The sequence below is a fragment of the Corallococcus sp. BB11-1 genome (assembly GCF_026626625.1).
Taxonomy (GTDB): Bacteria; Myxococcota; Myxococcia; order Myxococcales; family Myxococcaceae; genus Corallococcus; species Corallococcus soli.
In genome coordinates this window covers 192,416-208,793 of record NZ_JAPNJY010000019.1, presented here as the reverse complement: position 1 = coordinate 208,793, position 16,378 = coordinate 192,416, and the positions used below count along the sequence as shown (strand labels likewise).

The 16,378-nt window shown below is 70.7% G+C and carries 12 protein-coding genes; 4 read left to right on the top strand and 8 right to left on the bottom strand.

All coding sequences use genetic code 11. From position 1 onward, the window contains the following. The first annotated feature begins 7 nt into the window (after positions 1–7). The 3 genes from OV207_RS15935 (at position 8) to OV207_RS15925 (ending at position 4,745) form a co-directional block, all read left to right on the top strand. Complete coding sequence (locus OV207_RS15935; protein WP_267556055.1) at positions 8–1,948, top strand: RecQ family ATP-dependent DNA helicase; 1,941 nt, start codon at positions 8–10, stop codon at positions 1,946–1,948. Between the two features lie 174 nt (positions 1,949–2,122). Next, entirely contained in the window at positions 2,123–3,910 is a 1,788-nt protein-coding gene (locus OV207_RS15930) for a DEAD/DEAH box helicase (protein ID WP_267556054.1), read from the top strand. A 40-nt stretch (positions 3,911–3,950) separates the two neighbouring features. Next, on the top strand, positions 3,951–4,745 hold the full coding sequence (locus tag OV207_RS15925) for a radical SAM protein (protein ID WP_267556053.1): 795 nt from the start codon (positions 3,951–3,953) through the stop codon (positions 4,743–4,745). Positions 4,746–4,754: 9 nt separating this feature from the next. Here the strand turns inward: OV207_RS15925 and OV207_RS15920 are convergent, their stop codons facing one another. The 6 genes from OV207_RS15920 to OV207_RS15895 all read right to left on the bottom strand — a co-directional run bounded on the left by OV207_RS15920 (position 4,755) and on the right by OV207_RS15895 (position 13,048). Continuing rightward, the gene (locus OV207_RS15920) at positions 4,755–6,917 is read right to left on the bottom strand and encodes an ATP-binding protein (RefSeq protein ID WP_267556052.1); all 2,163 of its coding nucleotides are present in this window, start codon (positions 6,915–6,917) and stop codon (positions 4,755–4,757) included. Between the two features lie 228 nt (positions 6,918–7,145). Next, the gene (locus OV207_RS15915; RefSeq protein ID WP_267556051.1) at positions 7,146–8,450 is read right to left on the bottom strand and encodes an AMP-binding protein; all 1,305 of its coding nucleotides are present in this window, start codon (positions 8,448–8,450) and stop codon (positions 7,146–7,148) included. Beyond that, the gene (locus OV207_RS15910) at positions 8,447–9,013 is read right to left on the bottom strand and encodes a hypothetical protein (protein ID WP_267556050.1); all 567 of its coding nucleotides are present in this window, start codon (positions 9,011–9,013) and stop codon (positions 8,447–8,449) included. Before OV207_RS15910 ends, OV207_RS15915 begins: the two co-directional genes overlap by 4 nt. Continuing rightward, the gene (locus OV207_RS15905; RefSeq protein WP_267556049.1) at positions 9,010–10,689 is read right to left on the bottom strand and encodes a M48 family metalloprotease; all 1,680 of its coding nucleotides are present in this window, start codon (positions 10,687–10,689) and stop codon (positions 9,010–9,012) included. The genes OV207_RS15910 and OV207_RS15905 overlap by 4 nt, the downstream gene beginning before the upstream one ends. Continuing rightward, on the bottom strand, positions 10,686–11,516 hold the full coding sequence (locus tag OV207_RS15900; RefSeq protein WP_267556048.1) for a hypothetical protein: 831 nt from the start codon (positions 11,514–11,516) through the stop codon (positions 10,686–10,688). The genes OV207_RS15905 and OV207_RS15900 overlap by 4 nt, the downstream gene beginning before the upstream one ends. Continuing rightward, complete coding sequence (locus OV207_RS15895; protein WP_267556047.1) at positions 11,513–13,048, bottom strand: MoxR family ATPase; 1,536 nt, start codon at positions 13,046–13,048, stop codon at positions 11,513–11,515. The genes OV207_RS15900 and OV207_RS15895 overlap by 4 nt, the downstream gene beginning before the upstream one ends. Positions 13,049–13,128: 80 nt before the next feature. Between OV207_RS15895 and OV207_RS15890 the strand changes: the two genes are divergently transcribed. Further along, complete coding sequence (locus tag OV207_RS15890; RefSeq protein WP_267556046.1) at positions 13,129–14,400, top strand: tetratricopeptide repeat protein; 1,272 nt, start codon at positions 13,129–13,131, stop codon at positions 14,398–14,400. Between the two features lie 14 nt (positions 14,401–14,414). On the opposite strand, the gene OV207_RS15885 is transcribed toward OV207_RS15890, so the two are convergent. After that, positions 14,415–15,044 (bottom strand): response regulator transcription factor, encoded by a 630-nt coding sequence (locus tag OV207_RS15885; RefSeq protein WP_267556045.1) that lies wholly within the window; start codon positions 15,042–15,044, stop codon positions 14,415–14,417. A 107-nt stretch (positions 15,045–15,151) separates the two neighbouring features. Further along, positions 15,152–16,228, bottom strand: coding sequence for a dipeptide epimerase (locus tag OV207_RS15880; protein ID WP_267556044.1), 1,077 nt, complete (start codon positions 16,226–16,228; stop codon positions 15,152–15,154). Positions 16,229–16,378 lie beyond the last annotated feature (150 nt).

The window sequence follows — 16,378 nt, the reverse complement described above, 5'->3', positions numbered from 1 at the left end:
GCGGGACATGCGGGAGGATGCGGTGGACGTCGTGTTGAGGGAGCGCTTCGGCCTGGAGTCCTTCCGGCCCGGACAGCGCGAGGTGCTCACGGCGCTGCTGAAGCCCCAGGGCTCCGCGCTCGCGGTGTTCCCCACGGGAGGTGGCAAGTCGCTGTGCTACCAGCTCCCCGCGCTGCTCCTCGAAGGACTCACGGTGGTGGTGTCGCCGCTCATCGCGTTGATGAAGGATCAGATCGACGCGCTGGACCGCAAGGGCATCCGCGCGGCGCGGCTGGATTCATCCCTGTCCCTGGAGGAGTCGCGCGAGGTGACGGAGTCCCTGCGGAACGGGACGCTGAAGCTGCTCTACGTGGCCCCGGAGCGCTTCAACAACGAGCGCTTCATGGGCCTGCTGAGCGAGCTTCGAATCTCGCTGTTCGCGGTGGACGAAGCGCACTGCGTCTCCGAGTGGGGTCACAACTTCCGGCCGGACTACCTCAAGCTCGCGCAGGCGGCGCGGACGCTGCAGGCCGAGCGCGTCCTGGCGCTCACCGCCACCGCGACGCCGCAGGTGGTGCACGACATCTGCGAGGGCTTCGGCATCCCGGAGCAGGACGCCATCGTCACCGGCTTCTACCGGGGCAACCTCACGCTGGAGACGACGCCCACGGGCATCGAAGCGCGCGACGCGCTGTTGGTGGAGCGGCTGAAGTCCCGTCCGCCCGGCTCCACCATCGTCTACGTCACGCTTCAGAAGACGGCCGAGCGCATCGCGGCGCGCCTGTCCGCGGAAGGCCTGCCCGCGAGCGCCTACCACGCGGGCCTGGAGTCGGAGGACCGCGAGAAGGTGCAGGAGTCGTGGACCCACTCCGCGAAGGGCATCGTCGTGGCGACCATCGCGTTCGGGATGGGCATCGACAAGGCGGACGTGCGCGCCGTGTATCACTACAACCTGCCCAAGGGCCTGGAGAGCTACAGCCAGGAGATTGGCCGTGCGGGCCGGGACGGCAAGCCCTCCGTGGTGGAGCTGCTGGTGTGTCCGGACGACGTGCCCACGCTGGAGAACTTCGCGCTCGGGGACACGCCGCTGCCGGAGGCGCTGGAGGCCCTGGTGACGGAGCTGCTGTCCTCCGGACCCGAGCTGCACCTGGACCTGTACGCGCTGGGCAACCGCCACGACCTGCGCCCGCTGGTGCTGCGAACGGCGCTGACGTACCTGGAGCTGGAGGGCGTACTGCGCCAGGGCACGCCGTTCTACGCGGGCTACAAGGTGCAGCCGACGGGCACGGTGGAGGCGCTCATCGGGAAGTTCCAGGGCGAGCGCGCGCGCTTCGTGAAGGACCTGTTCGCGCACGCGAAGAAGGGACGCACCTGGTACACGTTCGACCCCGCTGAAATCTCCAAGGCGATGGGCCAGCCGCGCGACCGCATCGTGAAGGCGCTCGACTACTTCCAGGAGCAGGGCTACGCGGAGACGCAGGTGGCCGAACCCCGCCAGCGCTACACCCGGCTGCGCGAGCGCGAGGATGCATCAGCGCTCGTGTCCCTGTTGCAGGAGCGCTTCCAGAAGCGTGAAGCCCAGGAGGTGTCCCGGGTGCGGGAGGTGCTCAAGCTCGTCACGCATGACGGGTGCCAGAGCAACGCGCTGGTGGCCCACTTCGGAGAGCACCGGGAGGCCCCGTGCGGACACTGCACGTTCTGCCGCACGGGCGTGGCCCGCGTGCTGCCGCCGCCCCATCCCCGACCGGACCTGCGCGAACACCTGGACACGGCCACGTTCCGGTCGCTTGTCACGAAGCACCCGGACGCGCTGGGCCACCCACGGCAGGCGGCGCGCTTCCTCTGCGGCCTGAGCAGCCCCGCGTTGTCCAAGGCGAAGCTCAGCGGCCACAAGCTCTTCGGCACCCTGACCGAATGGCCGTTCGCCCAGGTGCTGGCGTTCTGTGAGAAGAGCGGACGCAGCGGCTGACTACGCCCAGGTGTCCGCGCTGGCGTACGTCTGCCGGAGTGCATTGCGCGGATCCTCGTCTCGGTGAAGATCGTCCACCGGAAAAGCAGTTCGGCTCAAGGCACAGGTCGATGGATACCCAAGCCGAGATGCCGGGTGTTGTCCCTTGTTCCTCATGACGGGTAGCCTCCACCTGTGGCGACGCTGATCCCCTCCCTGAGTCAGTGCCTCGGCCGGATGCAGGCCGGTGAGAAGCGGTTCGCCCGCAGGCTGGAGGAGAAGCTCGAAGCGGACTACCTCCTCTGGTACGACGTGCCCATTGGAGGAACGGGACACCACCCGGACTTCCTCGTCGTACATCCTCGCCGAGGACTCCTGGTCCTTGAAGTGAAGGACTGGAAGCGCGACACGCTGCGAAGCCTCGACAAGGCGCGCGCCGTCCTCATGACGGAGACGGGTCCCAAGGAGGTGGCCAACCCCTTCGAACAGTCGCGCACCTATGCCCAGGAGATCGCGACGCGGCTCCAGCGCGACCCGATGCTCGTCTGTCCTGAGGGTCCCTATCGGGGCCGGCTGGTGCTGCCCTGGAGCCACGGGGTCGTCCTCTCGAACATCACCCGCAAGCAGTTTGACGAGGGGAACCTGGGCGAGGTGCTCCCCCCTCACCGGGTCATCTGTCGGGACGAGATGGCGGAGGACGTCGACCCTGAGCAATTCCAGAAGCGGCTCTGGGACATGTTCCCCTGGGCTCCCACTCAGCCTGTCTCCCTGCCGCAGTTGGATCGGATTCGGTGGCACATCTTCCCGGAGCTGCGCATTGGCAGCGAGCCGCTGGACCGTTCCGCGCCGGTCCAGGTGGAGATGGAGCTGTCCGTGCCGGACCTCATCCGCATCATGGACCTCCAGCAGGAGCAGCTGGCCCGCAGCCTGGGCGAGGGGCACCGCGTCATCCATGGGGTCGCCGGCTCCGGCAAGACGATGATCCTGGGCTACCGCTGCCTGCAACTGGCGAGGACGCTCCATCGCCCCATCCTCGTCCTCTGTTTCGGCAAGCCGCTCTACGGATGGCTGGAGCAGATGCTGCGGGCTCGCGGACTCTCGCAACAGGTGGTCATCCAGACCTTCCACTCCTGGTGCCATGCCCAGCTCCGCCATTTCCACGTCGGACTTCCACCCCAGGGGCTGGCGCCCGGAGACTACGCCGAGCAACTCGTCCAACGGGTCATCGCCGCCGTGGATCGCGGCCTGATTCCCCGGGCACAGTACGGGGCGGTGCTCATCGACGAAGGGCACGACTTCCAGCCTGAATGGTTCAAGCTCGTCTCACAGATGGTGGACCCGTCCACCAATGCGCTCCTGCTGCTCTATGACGATGCCCAGGCCATCTACCCGCACAAGCGCTTCAGCTTCCGAAGCGTCGGCATCCAGGCCCAGGGGCGCACCACCATCCTGCGGCTGAACTACCGCAACACCGCGGACATCCTCCAGTTCGCTGCGACCTTCGCGCAGGAAGTGCTGACTCCCAGCGATGCGGATGATGACGGGGTTCCGCTTGTCCAGCCCCAGTCGGCGGGACGGAGGGGACCCACTCCCCAGATCATCTCCCTGCCAAACCTGCACGAGGAGCTGCGCTACATCGCGGGACGCCTCCAGCAGTTGCATGCGGAGGGCAGGGTCTGGAACGAGATGGCCCTCCTCTATCGCAGCGCTGACATCGGCCGTGCCGCCGTCCAGCACCTGACCCGGATGGGCATTCCCCTTCAATGGGTGGGCAAGGGGGCTGGTCAATCCACGTTCAGTCCGGGCGAGGCCAGCGTGAAGGTGCTGACCTTCCACTCCAGCAAGGGACTCGAGTTCCCTGTCGTCGCCATTCCTCGTCTCAAACGTCCTTCGCCGGAGCGACCCGACGCCAAGGAGGAAGCCCGCCTGCTCTACGTGGCGATGACGCGCGCCATGGACCAGTTGGTCCTCACCGCGAGCTGAGGTCCGTCCGCTCCCGGATTCGGGGCTACAATCCGGCCCCGTGCGCTACGAGCTTCACGACAGCCGCGTCCTCACCTGGTCCCTGGAGGCGCACGTCACCACGCATTGCAACCTGCGCTGCGTGCAGTGCTGCCCGCTGTCGCCGCACCTGCCCGCGTGGGCCGTGGCGCCGGAGGCGCTGGGCGAGGACCTGCGCAAGCTCGCGCGCGTGCTCAAGCCCAACGTCTTCAAGCTCACCGGCGGCGAGCCCTTCCTCCACCCGGACCTGCCCGCCGTGCTCGACGCCGTGCGCGCCTCCGGCATCTGCGAACAGGTGTCCATCACCACCAACGGCTTCCTCGCCCAGAGCGCCCCCGACGCCGTCTATGAGCGGCTCGACCGGATGACCCTGTCCGTCTACACCTCCGCGCCCCTGCCCGAGCGCTCCATCGCCCGCATCACCGAACGCTGCGAACGCCACGGTGTCCACCTCACCGTGAAGTCCATCGACGCCTTCCAGCGCATCACCCCGGACGCGCCGCTGGACTCCGACGCGGAGGTCCAGGACGTCTTCGCGAAGTGCTGGCTCAAGCACCGCTGCCACCTCGTCTACCAGGGCCGCTTCTTCACCTGCACCCGCCCACCCCACGTCGCCACCGTGCTCGCCGCGCGGCACCCGCACCTGCCCGCGCTCGCTGAAGCCGATGGCCTCCCGCTGGACGGCCCGGAGCTGCTGACGCGCCTGCTGGCCTACCTGGAGCGCGACACGCCGCTGGCCACCTGCCGGCACTGCCTGGGCTCCAGCGGCCCGTGGGAGCCCCACGCACAGCTCCCGCGCCCCCGCGCCTCGCCCTGAGCCGGCACGTCAGGACGGCGCAGGGAGCCCGGCGGGCTGCTCCGCCCGCAGCGGCAGGTCCACCGTGAAGACGGCGCCCTGTCCCAACTGGCTCTCCACCCGCACCGTGCCGCCCATGGCCTCCACCAGCGTGCGCGTGATGTAGAGCCCCAGCCCCAGGCCGCCGTAGTGCCGCTCGCTCACCGCGCGCTCGAAGCGTCCGAAGAGCCGGGGCAGCGACTCCGCCGCGATGCCGATGCCCTGGTCCCGCACCGTCAACACCGCGTGCCCGTCCCGCGTCTCCAGCCGGATGTCGATGGGGCGCCCCTGGCCGTACTTGATGGCGTTGTCCACCAGGTTCACCACCACCTGCTCCAGGCGCGGCCGGTCCCACCAGCCCTCGGTCACCGCGTCCACGCCCTCCACCCGCAGCACGGAGCCCGCGCGCGCCGCGGGGCCCTCGTAGGAGGCCACCACGTCGCGCACCAGCTCCGCCAGGTCCACTCGCGCGGAGTTCAACGACATCCTCCCGGACGCGATGCGCGACACGTCCAGCAGGTCGTTCACCAGCTCCGCCAGCTTCTTCAACTGCCGCGTCCCCACCTCCAGGTAGCTCTCCACCAGCGCGCGGGACACCGGGCCCGGGGTGCGGTCCATCTCCCGCCGCAGCGACTGGAGCTTGAGGTTGAGCGGCGTGAGCGGCGTCTTCAGCTCGTGGCTCGCGATGGACAGGAACTCGTCGCGCAGGCGCACCGCTTCGCGCGCCTCCCGGTACAGCCGCGCGTTCTCCATGGACAGCGCGGCGCGGTTCGCCAGCTCCTGGAGGAAGGGCAGGTCCGCCATCGTGTAGTGGCGGCCGGACGCGTGGCTGGTGGCGAAGCTGATGACGCCCAGCGTGCGCTCGCGAGCCACCAGGGGCACCACCGCGAAGGAGCGCAGCCTCAGGCTCCGCAGCAGCTCCATCCACCCGGGGTCCTCGGTCAACTTCAAGAGCGCCGCGTCGGTGACGTCCTCCACGAAGAAGGCCTGCCCCTTGCTCAGCAGCGCTCCAGCGCCCGTCATCGGGAAGCAGCACGCCTCCGGGGGCGGCGTCCGCAGCCGCTCCGCGAGCGCCTCCGACTCCGTCCTCGCGTGCGCCACCTCCATCCGCTTGTAGGTGCCGTCCTCCATCGCCATGTCGACGATGCACCAGTCCGCCAGCGTGGGGACCGCCAGCCGCACCACGTTGTGCAGCGTGGCCTCGTAGTCCAGCGACGTGGCCAGGAAGGAGCTGGCCCCCGCCAGCAGCCGCAGGTGCTCTTCGTTGTGCGACAGCTCGCGCGCCAGCTGCTCCGCCCGCGCCCGGGCCTTCACGTGCTCCGTCACGTCGAAGCCGAAGCCGGCGACGCCATCCACCCGGCCCTGGGTGTCATGCGTGGGCGTGTACGTGACGTCGAAGTAGTACTCGCGCACGGAGCCGTCCGGCTGCTTCAACTGGAGCGGGATCTCCTTGCCCTGGAAGGGCTCGCCCGTCGCGTAGATGGTGTCCAGCAGCCGCGAGATGCGCTCGGCCTCCTCCTTCGTCCCCACCTCCCGCGCGGGCTTGCCCAGCAGGTCCGGGTTGCCCAGCATCGCGGAGTTGAGGGGGTTGGACAGCTCGAAGAGGTGGTCCGGCCCGCGGAAGATGGCCAGGTGCGCGGGGGCGTGCATGAACAGCTCGCGCAGGCGCGTGCGCTCGTACTCCGCGGCGGCGCGGGCCGCGCGCTCGCGCTCCAGCAGGGTGGCGCGCTCCGCGTTGGCCTTTCGCAGGCGCGCGTTGAGCATCGTCACGAAGAGGGACAGCGCCAGGAAGAGGCTCAGTTGGAAGAGGGCTCCAGGCAGCACCTTCCAGGTGTGCACGGGCGTCAGGAAGAAGTAGTCCACCGTCACCAGCGACAAGCCCGTGGCCACGAGCCCTGGCCCCCACCCGCCCCGCCACCCCGAGAACATCACGGCGGCGAAGAAGGCGAGGAAGGGCATGCCATGGGTGATCGACCAGAGCCCCTGCTGGACGGCGAAGGCCAGCGCCACGCTCGCCACCGCCACCCCGTAGCGCAGGAAGCGGGAACCCTCATGCGCCGGGAGGGTCCCTGGCGTCTGGCTGGACGCCGGAACGAGGGAGGGTGCCGGTGGGGGCAGGGGGGCCCGGGATGCGGACGTCGAAGGGGCGGGCATGGACTCGGTTCAGCCTACCTGGGGCTGGGCCCTCATCGGGCTTCCTTGCTGGCCGGAGTGTTGGGTCGGGTCAGGCCCTGCATCAGGCCCAGGGCCGAAACGGCGAGGCCCTGCTTGCCCAGCTTCCGAGTCTCCATGGCGTGCATCCTCACGATGGGGGTCCTTCCCGGGAGGGTCTTCATGCGGACCGTGGGAGTCCAGGGCAAACGACCGAATGGCCGGCCGGCCTCACCCCGGAAGCGGCAGCTCGCTGCGGAAGGGGAGCGGCTTGGCGGCCGGCGGTGGTGCCTGCGCGCCCCACGTCCGTGCCGTCACCACGGGCGCGGCCCAGCCCAGGTTGCGCAAGGCCGCGCTCAATCGCTCACACAGCGGGCCCACGCTGTCCGGTGGCGCGTCCGTCAGCTCCAGCGTGAAGCCCTCCCATGACACCTGCGTCAGCCGGAAGGCGCGCAGCGGGTGATGCTTGAACACCCACGCCAGGGACCACGCATCCACGCTGCGTCCCGTGGGGGTGTGGAACGCGCAGGCCCCACGTCCGCCAAAGCCCGTCAGTGTCCAGCCATGGAAGCCGCAGGCGCACGCATCCCTGCTTACGGTGCCCGTGTCCCCCGGCTGGTAGCGCAGCAGCGGCAGCACGCCAGGCCGCAGCCGCGTCACCACCACCTCCGCCCCGTCCGGCTCCAGCCAGACGTCCGGCGCGAGCACGTGGAAGTGGCCCGCGTTCGCGTCCCGCCGGCACTCCCACGCGAGCGGCCCCGTCTCCGTGGAGGCGTAGTAGTTGAGGACCGGCACGCCCCGCCCGTGCTCCCACGCGTCGCGCAGCGCCCGGGGCAGGTGCTGCGCGGAGGTGAGCACCAGTCGCGGCGCGGGCACCTCCGGGTGCGCCAGCAGCCAGCGCAGGCCCTCCGGGTCGGAGAAGACGATGGCCGCGCGCACCCGTCGCAGCCGCGCCACCGCGTCGTCGCGCAGCACGGAGACGCGGTGCAGGGCGCCGTCGTGGAAGAGCGGCAGCCGCACCGAGTACTCCAACCCGCCCGGCAGCACGTCCAGCAACACCACGCGCGGACGCGGCGGCGGCACCGTGCCGGTGTGCTCGGTGAAGAAGCGCAGCACGGCCCACATCAGCAGGCAGTCGCGCCGGTCCCTGAGCACGTTCACCGGGTCGCCCGTGGTGCCGGAGCTCTTCACCACCACGCACTCGTCGGACGCGGCGGGCAGCGTGGGCACGTCCTCCCAGTGGCGCGCGAGCGTCGCGCGGTCCAGCGCCGGGAAGTGCCGCAGGTCCTCCAGCCGCTGGAGGTCGCCCGGGTGCAGCCCCGCCTCGCGCAGCACGCGCAGGTAGTAGGGCGAACCCTGGAGCGCACCGCGAAGCCACCCCAGGCGCGACTCCAGCGCCGCGCGGGCCACGGCCTCGTCCGCCGTGGACGCGCCGCGCGCGAGCCCCGCCGCCACGTCCAGCGCCCACGGCAGGTGGGGCCGCTGGGTCTGGGCGTCGCGGCGGATGCGGGCCCGGGGCGCGACCGCCAGCGTCACTCGCGCCAGCCCCGCGCCTCGGCGTCCTTCTGCTGGGCCTCCTGCAACATCTTCGTGCGCCGGTCCGCCTCCTGCTTGCGCGCCTCCTCCACCTTGCGCAGGTCCGTGACGGCCTGCCGGTAGTCCAGGTCCTTCAGGCGGCGCTTCGACTCCTGCTCCGTCTCACCCTCGATGTCCGCGCCCAGGGCGGACACCCACTTGCGCAGGAACTCCTCCTGGCGGAAGGCGTTGGAGCGCACCATCTCCGCCGTCAGCGGATGCACCTCCTCGAAGAACTGCTGGAGGCGCGCCAGCGGCGTGCGGTCCGCGGTGAGGTAGAGCACCGTCTTCTTGCGCAGGTCCGACGACACCAGCACGTGCGCGAGCATGCCCACCTGTTCGCGGAACAGCGGGTTCTTCACCCGCTTCTCCAGCTTCTCCCACTCGGCCTGGGAGGGCGGCTTCTGGCTGCCCTGGCGGAAGGTGTCGCAGAGGATGGCCACCGCCAGGTCGTGTGGATACGGCGACACGATGGGCGAGGCCGCCAGTTGTTCACGAAGGTGTGCGAGCGAGAACGCCATCATTTCTCCAACAAGGCATCGGCCAGCGCCGCGGCGGCGGGACCGAACTCAGACATCCACTGCACCGTCGCCAGCCGGAAGCGCTTGTCCGCGAGCACCGGCGCCAGCACCTGCCGGGCGCGCTGCTCCTCCGGCACCGCGAGGAAGGCCACCACCCGGCGCGACTTCTTCACCGCTCGGGCCAGGCGCTCCAGCGCCCCCTTGTCCTGCATGTTCGACAGGAAGTCGCTGTCGGAGATGATGACCCGCATCACGTCCGGTCGCTCCTCGGCGAACGCCGACATCTCCTCCACCGGGAACCACGTCCCCCCGCCGATGTAGTGCAGCAGGAAGTCGCGCGCCGTCTCCTCGTCGTACATCCACGGGGAGACGAGGGGCTGGCGGTCCGAATACACGATGCCGCGCACCGTGGCGCCCTTGCGCAGCGCGGACGCCGCCAGCACCTGCGCCGCCAGCGTCATCGCGTTGAGCTGGTGCTCGGGGTTGGGCATGGAGCCGCTGGTGTCCAGGTACAGCTCCAGCGCCGGCACGCCCAGGTCCGACGGAGGGGGCAGGTCCGCCTCCAGCTCGCGGCGCAGCGGGGAGATGGCCGCCAGGTGGCCCTGCGTCACCACCGTGAGCGTCCAGTCGATGGTGGACGGGTCGTCGCCGTACTCCCACGCCTCCGGCGTCGTGCGCAGGTACGGCTCCGGCTTCGCGGGGTCGGAGGGCAGCTTCAGGATGTGCCGGTCCACCAGCCGCCGGTAGTGCCGCGCGACCAGGGCCCGGCGCAGCTTTCCGCCGCCCTTGCCGGGCACGTGGTTCGTCACGCGGCCGATGGTGGTGAGCGGATCCGCGTCCTTCGTGTCGTGCGTCGCGTCCAGCCAGCCCTGCTCCTGGGCCTCCGCCAGCGCGCCCGCCCACCGGCCGCCGGCCTGCACCGCCGCGTCCAGGTCATCCTCGTCCGGGTCGGGGACGTCCCCGGCCAGCGGGATGCGGAAGCGCGTCTTGCCGGGCTCGTCGATGTAGCGGATGAACGCGGCGCAGAAGTAGAGGAACTGCAGACGTGGATCCGGCAGCGCGTAGAACGTCTGCACGAACAGGCGCGCCTGGCTGCGGAAGCCCGGGTAGTCCCGCTCCAGCGTCTCCAGGCGCCCCCTGGGCACGAGGTCGCCGGGCTCCTTGCGCCACAGCTCCTCGTAGAGGGCCAGGTAGAAGCAGAACAGCGGGGTCGTCCCGCCGGCCTTGTCCTGTCCCGGCTCCGGCGCGCGGAGGAAGCCCCGGTACACCTCGCACAGCGCCTCCGCGTGGGTGCGCCCCACGAACTCGTTCACCTGGAGGTCGAAGAACAGGTTGGTGAGCGACTGGCCCAGTCCGGGCAGCAGCCGCTGCTCCAGCACGCGCAGCTCCGCGTCCCACCCCAGCGTGTGCGGGAAGCGGACGTGGTGCCCGATTTCGTGCGCCAGCACGGCGGTGAGGCTGTCGCGCGCGCCCATCCGGTCCAGCAGCTCGAAGTGGACGAACACCTGCCGGCGCACCATGTCGATGTACGCGAGCGGTTCGTCCTTCGCGTCCTTGTCGGGGCGGAAGGGCTGGTGCGGCTCGGGCGGGCTCAACTGCACGCGCACGTCCCACAGCGCCAGCGCGTCGCGCCAGCACCGCTCCACCTCCTCCGGGGTGAAGGCCGCGCGGCGGGTCATACCGGCAGGATGACCGCCAGCCACTGGGACGTGTGCATCGTGGCCACCGCGCGCCATTCGTTGCTCAGGGTGCTGTACCAGTCGCCCGCGCGCGGGTCGCGCTGCGACAGCGACGTGATGGCCTTGACGGTCACGAGCGTGGGCTCCAGCCGCTCATTGCAGCCCATGGGGCCCAGGAGCATGGGCTTCTTCGAGAGCCACACCCCCTGGGTGGCCGCGTCGCGTCCGCCGGCGGCGGTGGCGCGGTGCCGGTCGTGCACGCACACCACGGTGGGCGCGAGGAAGTGCACCTCCCCTGGCATGAAGCGGCTGTCCTCCTGCGACAGGTCCACCCACAGCGCGGTGGACGTGTCGCCCAGCGCTTCGGGGGGAGGCTCCATCGCCTCGTTGGCGATGGCGTGCAGGTGGCCCTCGATGTCGTCCAGCGAGGGCAGGTTCGCGCCCACGCGGCAGAACAGGCGCTGCACCCACGGGGGCGCGGACTCCAGGTTCTCGCTCAGGTTCCACATCCGCGCGAGCGCCGCGGCCCGCCGCTCATGGGCCAGCGCCGGCAGCAGCCGGGGCACCAGCTCCGACCACGCGAGCGTGAAGAAGTTCTGCCGGCCCGCGGACGCCGGGTACAGGTAGCCCAGGCCGATGCCCTCGGCGCCCAGGCGCAGGTAGTCGCGCAGCAGCTCCTCGCCCTGGACGGCGTCCGTGCCGGAGGCCGCCAGCCCCTGGCCCATGCGCGCCACCGGGCCGGAGATGAAGCCCTGCCACAGCGCCTTGTCCCAGCGCACGAAGCGCGAGCGCGCCTCCTTCTCCACGGTGTCGATGAACTCGCTCATGGCTGACCGCCCGGGTTCTCCTTCAGCCACGTCGCGTAGTTGCGGTAGCGGCTGTAGAGGGACTTCAAGTGGATGATGTCCTCGTACACCGGGCCGGACAGCTCGTGGCGGGACATCAGCTCGTTCATCAGCACGGTGACGGCGGACAGGCGCTTCTCCGTGGTGCGCAGGTCCACGCCGGACAGGCCCAGGTCCAGCTCCGTGCGCAGCTGGAAGACCTTCTGGCGCAGCGGCGCGTGCGTGCCGTAGCGGGCCATGGCCATGTCGAACATGTTGCGGATCCACGCCACGCGGTCCTGGAGCAGCAGCTTGTTGCCCTTGCCTTCAAAGAAGGGGCTGCGCGCGTTGGGGGTGAGCTTCTCGTGCAGCACCCAGGGGATGATCTGCCGGAAGTCCTCCAGCTCCACCGCGCGGTGGCCCCGGAAGAACGCGAGCGCCTTCGCGAAGTGCAGGATGGTCTGGTACGCGCGCACGCTGGTGCCGTTCTCCGTCTGCGTGCAGAGGTGCACCTTCTTGTCCAAGGGGCACTGCTCGTTGCACACCGCGGCCACCGTCTGCCCGGCGAGCTTCAGCGTGTCCTTGTGCTTGAATTCAAAGCGCGGGGACGCCATGCGGCAGAAGTCGAGCTGCCCCAGGAAGAAGGCCACGCGCTCCAGGGCGCCCTTGGGCACCTCCACGGCGAGGATGGCGTTGTAGGCCTTCTCCAGCTCGCCCGGCGTGAAGACGATGTCCTTGGGGAGCAGCTCCTCCGGGGACTTGTCGGACTCGATGCGCTGGAGCAGCGTGTCCACGAAGCCGGAGTTGAACGGCACGGCGCGCACCACCACGTCGATGCGGTCCTTGAGCGCCTCGATGACCTGGAAGGTGCCGCCGCCCTGGTCGTCGTTGGCGGTGAGGAACCAGGACGAGCGCCCGGTGTAGACGTACTGGTCCATCATCTCCGCGTAGCCCTCGCCCAGCAGCGACAGCAGGGCGGACTGGGTCTTCGTGGGGATGCGGTTGTACTCGTCGATGATCTTCACGCGCTGGCTGATCCACTTGCGCCAGCTCACCTTGACGGCGGACAGGTCCTCCGCCTTGAGCATGTCCGACGGCAGCGGCGCGCCCAGCAGGTCCGCGATGGACAGCTGCGGATGCCCGCGCTGGATGCCCCGGTGCACGTCCTCGCGGCCCATGCCGGACAGGAGCGCCATGAGGATGGCGGAGGTCGTCTTGCCCCGGCCCGGGCCGCCCACGAGCAGGGCGCGGCGGCAGGTGAAGAGGGTGAGCAGCGGGATGAGGACGAAGGAGCTGTAGCTCATGTCCTCCGGCAGGTGCACCTCGTCCCCGGCGGCGTTCTTCAGCGCCGCGGTGCCGCCGAACTCGATGTCGTAGTAGGGGCAGATGACGGCGTTGTTGGTGATCCACCAGTACGCCTGCCGCATCTTGTCGTGGAGGCTGCCGCCGTCGCGCTCGGACAGGTGGACGCTGAGGCCCTTGTCCGCCGATGCGCGCCCGGTGAGCAGGCGCGAAACCCAATCCTGGTTGGCCATGGAGGCCGTGGACTCTAGCCCGTGGGCGAGGGGGTGGGGGAATGGATGGAGGCTGCCCGGTCCTCCAGTAGGCTGGAGCGATGAAGGTCCTCTGGCGTGCCCTGTCCCTGGCGTCCCTCTCGGTGCTGCTGTCCTGCGCGTCCCTTCCGTTCAGCGCGGAGCGGCGCGCCGAGGCCCGAATCCGCGAGGCCGTGGATCGGATCTGGGTGGACGACCTGGCAGGTGCGCAGAAAGCCATCACCCACGTGCTGGAGGACGCCCCGGGCAACCCGGCGGCCCTGGTGGTCCAGGCCTGCCTGTTCCTGGAGCAGGGCGACCTGGACGCCGCGACCCGGAGCGTGGCGCGCCTGGACGCGGTGGCCCCGAGGCAACCGGAGACGCACATCCTCCAGGAGCTCATCGAGGAGCGCCGCCGGACGCCGGTGCCCGGGTGGAGCGAAGCGATGCGGCGGGCGTGGGTGGACGCGGGGGCGCCGGACCTGGAGAAGGAAGGGCTGGCGACGAACCTCACGATGTGGACGGCGCCCGTCTCCCCCACGGTCTGGGAGCGAACGGAGTCCGCGGAGGATCGCCTCGTCGCCATGCTGGCCGACGACGGCACCGAGGACCAGGAGCGATGGCTCGCCGACCACCTCTTGGAGTTGCAGGACCCCAGGCTGATGCTCTCCGCCCTGCAATACTTCCAGCACCGCGAGGACCGGCAGCCGGAGGTCCGCGCCCGGGCGCGACAGGTGCTGCGAAAGCGACTGGCACCGCTCGCCGCCGCCGAGGCGCGCGAGTCCGAGCTGCCGTTGATGCTGCTGTTGGTGGACACCTCCCTGGAGGCGCCGCTCACGCCGGAGGAGATGGCGGCGCTGGAGCGCCTTGCGTCCCTGCCGCTGTACACCCGCACGACGATGTCCCAGGCGTACGCGGACGCGGAGCGACGGTTCAGGGCCTCGGGGATCACCCATCCCGGCGCCGGCCCCTTCATGGCCGCCGTGATGTCGATCCACACGGCCGCGCCGTTCTGGCTCCTCACGCGGGTGGACGTGACGAAGGACCGGCTCTCCGCCGAGGAGCGGATGCGGTTGGGCCGGTCGGTGTGGACGCTGGGAGGACGCATCGCCTCCGGGCCCACGCTGCTGGAGCACCAGCTGGGGTTCCGGCTCATGGAGCAGGGGGCCGAGCTGATGGGGGATGAGGCGCAGCGCGCCCTGGCGGCCTCGGAGCTCCGGCAGGGAGAGGCGATCCGCACCGCCTCCAACCAGATCCTCATCACCCGGTGGCCGCTGCCGTCCCTCTTCCGGGACTGGATGAAGGAGAGCGTGGCCCACGAGTGGGAGCACCTGGGCAAGCTCGTGGAGCCCTGACGCGCGACTTCGCGTCAGAGCGTCACGAGCCCCAGCCGCGCGGCGCGCACCACGGCCTCCGTGCGCCGCTGCACGCCCAGCTTGGCCAGCACCGCGTTGACGTGGAACTTGGCCGTGTGCTCGCTGATGGCGAGCCGGTCCGCGATGGCCTTGTTCGACAGGCCCTCCGCCAGCAGGCCCAGCACCTCGCGCTCGCGCGGCGTCAGCGCGTCGTGCGCCGGTGCGCCTGTTGGGGCCGTGCTTCGCGGCGCGGCGCGGACCTGGGACAGCCCGGGTTCGAACACCGTGAGCCCGCGCGCCACGGCGTGCAGCGCGGCCACGAGCATTCCGGGCGCCACGTCGCGGAAGAGCAGCCCGCGTGCCCCCGCGCCCAGCGCCAGCTCTCCCGCCGCTTCGTCCGTCACCAGGGCCAGCACCGGCGCGCCCAGGTCCGGCGCCGCGCCCTCCGTCAGCCGCAGGCCCGTGTCCCAGAGCACCACGTCGGGCGGTCCGCCCCGCGCCGTCTCCAGCTCCACCTGCGTGCCGGAGGCCGTGACCGTCCAGCCCTCCCCCTGGTCGCTCAAGGTCCGTGCGAGCGCACCCCGGGCCAGGGGGTCCTCCGACACGAGGGCCAGCCGCTGCGATGAAGGGGGCGCATCCAACATGGACCCCTCATCCCTAACCGCGCCCGCCGCGTTCGCCACCCCGCCCGGCGCGCGACCTCCCCGCCGTCACTCGGGAAACAGCCCGTGTGAAGAAGCGTGAAGCGGCGCTAGCGCAGCGTGACGCCGTGGCCCGGTGCGTCCGCGTCCAGCGTCAGCCGCGAGCCCGCGTAGTGCGCGCCGCCCTGGAACGGGTGGCTCGCGATGAACAGCGGCGTGTCCAGGTCCGCGTAGGTGAAGCCGCCCAGGCCCGCGGCCAGGTGCGCGGACGCGCTCATCGCGAGCACGCTCTCCACCATGCCGCCCACCATCAGCTCCAGCCCCGCCGCGCGCGCGAGGCTCCACATCGTCATCGCCTCCACCATCCCGCACTTCATCGTCTTGATGTTGATGGCGTGGCAGGCGCCCTCGCGGATGAGCCGCAGCACGTCCCGGGACGACCGCGCGGATTCGTCCGCGCACACCGGCACCTTCGAGCGGCGCGTCACCTCCGCGAGCCCCGCGAAGTCGGCGGCGGGCACGGGCTGTTCGAACAGCGACAGCGGCACGTCCGCCCGCTCCAACTCCTTGAGGAAGGCCAGCGCCTCCGCCACGTCGTAGCCGCCGTTCGCGTCCGCGAAGAGCCGCGCCTTCGGGGCCTCCTGGTGGATGGCGACCAGCCGCGCCGCGTCCGCGTCCGGAGCCAGCGCCCCGACCTTCACCTTCAGCGTGTCGATGCCCCGCCCCAGGATGGCGCGCGTGGACGCCACCGCGTGCGCCACGTCCCCGGCCGTGACGGTCATGTCGATGTCCAGCGCGGTGCCCGCCCCGCCGAAGAAGACGTGCAGGGGGACGCGGTGGTGCCGCGCCAGCGCGTCCAGGAGCGCCATCTCCACGCCACACCGCGCGGACGGGGCGAGCGCGAGCGCATCCGCCAGCGCCTCCGACGTCGGTCGCCACGCCCGCACGTCCCGCCCCAGGAGCAGCCCCCGCACCGACTCCAGCGCGGCGAGGGTGCTCGCCTGGGTCTCCCCGCTCACGGCGGTGAAGGGCGCCGCCTCGCCCAGGCCCACCGTGCCGTCCGCGAGCGTCACGCGCACGAGCGCGTTCTCCGCCGCGTGCTGCGCGCCCGTGGCGATGGCGAAGGGCTCCGTGAGGGGCAGGTGCAGCGCTTCGAAGGCGACGTGGGTGATGAGGGTGGGGCGCATGGTCGGAGACGAGTGTGGCCGACGTCCCGGTGGCCTGGGAGCCCTTTCAAGAGGCGCCCGGCTCCGCCCATCCCTCTCAGGAGGTAGTCCGCCTGCCTTGGCCCCCCTGGTAGGCCACCTCGTTCGTGTCCCAATTACATGCAAATCAAG